Source organism: Pacificoceanicola niger (assembly GCF_048553275.1).
Taxonomy (GTDB): Bacteria; Pseudomonadota; Alphaproteobacteria; order Rhodobacterales; family Rhodobacteraceae; genus Pacificoceanicola.
Map to the genome: position 1 here is coordinate 1 of NZ_JBLZMW010000044.1, position 3,839 is coordinate 3,839.

Annotated in this window: 6 protein-coding genes; 4 read left to right on the forward strand and 2 right to left on the reverse strand. The window is 60.8% G+C overall.

What is annotated here, in order from left to right:
• Both ACN2XU_RS24100 and ACN2XU_RS24105 read left to right on the forward strand, forming a co-directional pair.
• Positions 1-838 (forward strand): hypothetical protein (locus ACN2XU_RS24100; protein ID WP_419412877.1); only part of this gene is annotated, 838 nt, incomplete at its 5' end.
• On the forward strand, positions 838-1,320 hold the full coding sequence (locus ACN2XU_RS24105) for a hypothetical protein (RefSeq protein WP_419412878.1): 483 nt from the start codon (positions 838-840) through the stop codon (positions 1,318-1,320). The genes ACN2XU_RS24100 and ACN2XU_RS24105, both read left to right, overlap by 1 nt.
• A gap of 12 nt (positions 1,321-1,332) precedes the next feature.
• On the opposite strand, the gene ACN2XU_RS24110 is transcribed toward ACN2XU_RS24105, so the two are convergent.
• Entirely contained in the window at positions 1,333-2,043 is a 711-nt protein-coding gene (locus ACN2XU_RS24110; RefSeq protein WP_419412879.1) for a hypothetical protein, read from the reverse strand.
• 109 nt (positions 2,044-2,152) lie between these two features.
• On the opposite strand from ACN2XU_RS24110, the gene ACN2XU_RS24115 reads away from it, so the two are divergent.
• Together ACN2XU_RS24115 and ACN2XU_RS24120 are read left to right on the forward strand one after the other, a co-directional pair.
• Positions 2,153-2,590, forward strand: a complete 438-nt coding sequence (locus tag ACN2XU_RS24115; protein ID WP_419412880.1) for an HNH endonuclease signature motif containing protein — start codon at positions 2,153-2,155, stop codon at positions 2,588-2,590.
• A 27-nt stretch (positions 2,591-2,617) separates the two neighbouring features.
• Positions 2,618-3,067, forward strand: coding sequence for a very short patch repair endonuclease (locus tag ACN2XU_RS24120; protein ID WP_419412881.1), 450 nt, complete (start codon positions 2,618-2,620; stop codon positions 3,065-3,067).
• 305 nt (positions 3,068-3,372) lie between these two features.
• Here ACN2XU_RS24120 and ACN2XU_RS24125 read toward each other — a convergent pair.
• A partial coding sequence (locus ACN2XU_RS24125; RefSeq protein WP_419412882.1) for a hypothetical protein occupies positions 3,373-3,839 on the reverse strand: 467 nt, incomplete at its 5' end.

Sequence of the window (3,839 nt, forward strand, 5' to 3'; positions counted from 1 at the left end):
TTCATTCGAAATCTCCTCGTTCATCTTGCCGAGAAAATTCTACGTTTGCAGCCCCTTAAAATCGGGGGGGATTACCGCATCCCATGATCGAGATCGACACGGGCGAGATTACTTGCACCTCGTGACATTCGAGGAAGGTGCTGGCGCCGCAGTAATCCAAACCATCCGTCGTGCCGGCGTGGCAGAAGAGCCGGCTCCGCGTGAGAAGCAGTTCATCCAATCGCAGGTTTACCTGGTGTGTCGAGGCGATGATGTGGTCTTCACCACCCACAATTCCCCTGTCCGCGACAGCTCGATCAGCGTTCTGCTCAACAAGCTCCTGGAAGCCTTCTGCCCCGATGAGGCGGCGTATCTTCTCACCGCCACGCTGGATGAACGGCGTTACCGGGCGATGATGCAGGACGGCATCGAGGAGATCGACCTCGACGTGGGAGGCTATCGGTCAACGCTCGAGTATCTCTCGAACCAAGGGCAGATCCCGAATGCCGGACTTTTCTCGATGCTGAAGAGCTTGGTGTCGGACGATGCGACACCGGAAGAACTCGAAGCGGCAGAGCGTATCATGGGGCGCCTCACGCTCCGCCCAGGCAGGGCATGGGATCAACCTCAGGTCCGGGAGCTTATGCTGGAAATGGCGGAGGAGGTCCTGGACGACGGGCATGACGAGGGCTTCGCCATTGTGACAAAGTCAGGGGTGAGGATCACTCGGGACTCAGTTCGAGTGCGCGACGATTTCCGCGTCGACGGCAACCGCCGCGTGATCGATACTGTCCAGGTGCGGACCGCGCTGTCGGACGCTTTCGATCACTTCGACGAACTTGGGATTTTTGAACGCTGATGCGTCGTTTCAACCCATACAAGGCGGTCGGCCTGCTACTGACCTTAGGGTTGCCACTTATTCCGGCGTATTTCGGGCTGGGAGAAGCGCTGAGGGTTTCGGAAAAGCCCGCCGAATACATCGGGGTGGTGTATTCGATCCTCGCCGCGTCACTGTTCGCCATTGTCTCGATCGTGGGTGACCCTGGCATGCTGCTCCCGGGCACTTGGCGTGCTTCATGGGAGCAGGCAAAGGACGTGCAGTTGCGACTGATGCGACTGACCTACCTCTTCGTGCTATATTTGATCGTGCTGGCTCTTCTCGTCGCCAGCGAAGTCATCGAGGCGAAGGAACTCGAGGCTTGGTATATCGTACATGACATTTTCGGATACCTGGCCCTCGTGGCCTTCATCTTCTCAATGTGGTTGCCGTTCGAGATCAAAAACATCCAGATCGAGCGCCTCCGCCAGGAGATCGACGCCAGGCGCGCGAAGAAGTCGTAACCAAGACCTGTCTCAATAGCCCCTGGACGCCATACATGCCTCGAAGCCGGGCTTGTCACGATCTTCCGTGAGAATGTCACCACACGCATCCATGGCATTGATGCACGCGCGATCGGGGCCGTTCGCGCTGCAGCGCTGAGCCTGGGCGATCAAGGTATTCGTAACTACGTCGGCCCAGTCCCTTTCTGCCTGGTCGACGGCCACCTCGATTTCCAGGGCTTCTGCCAGGGCCGGATGCGACCCCTCCAGAGTCCAACTCGTATCGACGGTCCTACCGTCATCGAGAAAGAAGCGTGCGTAGAGGCGGTCGCTGTCCAGGATGTTCCGAAGCGTGCCGCGCGTCGGCGAGGGTGCTTGTCCGTGCCACATCAGGTCTCGGACTGCGATTCCGTCGGACCTTCCGTTTTCGACGATTCCGTCAGGAACAATCTCGGCCTCGATCTCTTTGCTGTCGTGCTCGCCCGGTCGGATCATCAGCACCCGCCCTTCTTGTGGTAGCCGATCGAAGGTTGACGACGGGAGCGAATAGAGAGCCCGCACTCTACTATCCTCGCTCCGAAAGAGCATGAGTGTGAACCCCTCTTCATTGGTCACCCGGGCGGCCGAAATTTCATCTCCGACGAATGGGTCGGTCCATTCACGGACGACTTCCCATTCCGCCGCGATAGCAGCCGATGCGAATGCACATGTCACTGAAATGGCGACGAGAATTCCACGTAGCATTTATTCACCTGTCCTTTGCAGCCTGCCCGACCACACAATGTCATCTGTGAGATGTGGAGAAAACACGAAAAGCGGAGCGAAATGACTCGCCGGGCGCGATCTCCCTTGCATGGAGAACACACAGAACCGCTGGCTGGGCAGCGACGGATACATCCAGGTCAAGCTCGATGATGGCCGCATAATCGGCGAGCATCGTATCGTGTGGGAATCGGCGCACGGCCCGATCCCGCCGGGGTTCCAGATCCACCACATCAATCATGACCGGACTGACAATCGCCTGGACAATCTGGAGTGCGTCGATCCGCAGACGCACAAGAGGCTTCATGTCGGTCACCGCCAACTCGAAGGCATCTGGCTCAAGACCTGCACCGGCTGCGGCTGGCAAGGCCCCGAGGATCAATTCCCGACGAAGGGCTATCGAAACGGCAAGCGGATGACCCGTGGCAACTGCCGTTCGTGCGAACGCGACCGGCAGCGCGCCAAGAAGGGTTGGGCCGGCGGCGAGAGCAGTCTCTTCGGCAGTCACCACGGCCCGCACGGTGCATGAGCGCCGGTTCTCATCTATCTTCCACTCATGGCCAAGCAGACGCGCCCTCTCACGCGGTCCGAGCAGATGTCCCGGGTCCGCGCCAAGGACACCAAGCCTGAGCTCGTAATCAGGCGCGGCCTGCACGCGCGCGGGTATCGGTTTCGCTTGCATCGCCGAGATCTGCCGGGGACGCCAGATCTCGTGCTCCGGAAGTTCGGCACGGTGATCGAGGTCCGAGGGTGCTTCTGGCACGGGCACTCCGGGTGCGGCCGCCAACCGAAGTCGCGCCAGGAGTTTTGGGGGCCGAAGATTGCTCGGAACCGTGAGCGGGACGCCGAGAACGTGAGAGCCCTGCGAGACCTCGGCTGGCGCGTGATCGTCGTCTGGGAATGCACGATGGTCGGGCGTGGCCGCTGTGACCGCGAGGACCTCCTCGACGAGGTCGAGGCCTTTCTTCACTCCAATGAGATTTTCCGAGAGCTCGCCGGCCGCTGATTTCAGGCGAGATTCCCATGGCGCATCTGCTCTCCAGCACAAACAATCGGCAGGGCGCAGGCGATGAAAGACAGACAGAGCGTTGAGATCAAAGCCAAGGGCAGGAACACGTTTCAGTCCCGTGCCGATGGGCTGGCCCTGGTCGCCCGATGGCAGTGGCATGGCGACGAGCAAGCACGGGCGGCCTTGCTCAAAGCCCACCCGCCTATGCTGCGGTCTCATGCATAGAAGGCCTTGCGTTCGAGCAGCGATTTCGACGACCTCATCTTGCCGAGGAGATGTGGCCCCAGGGCAACCGCCGGCGGTTAGCCCGCGCCGCGGGTGCGCTGGCGCTCGCGCTGGTCGCTATCGAGTTTCTTGCCGCCGAAAGTCCCGAGCATTTCTCGCATCCGCTCGACGGCCCGGCCTGCGGTCTGGACGAGCGGGTGATCGACGAGACCGACATTCCGAGCGGCCGATTTCACCTGCTCTCCGAGTTGTTCGAACTCGTGGAGGGCGCGGACGAGCATCCTGGTCTTGCTTTCGACTTCAGTCTCGCGCTCAGTGAGTTTCGCCTCGCGCTCGGCCCTCTGTCTGTCTTCCTCGGCTATGCGCTCGGCCCGGGCGACCTTCTCTTGGCGGCGGAGCTCGGCAGCGTCTTCCTCCGCCTGGCGGAGCCGGTCGAGGTGCTCGCGCTCCTCGCGCTCGCGGCGTTTCTCTGTAACCGGTGTGCCGATCACACGTTGACGAGATAGTTCCACGGAAGGAGATCTGCGATCTGGCTCTGTGGATG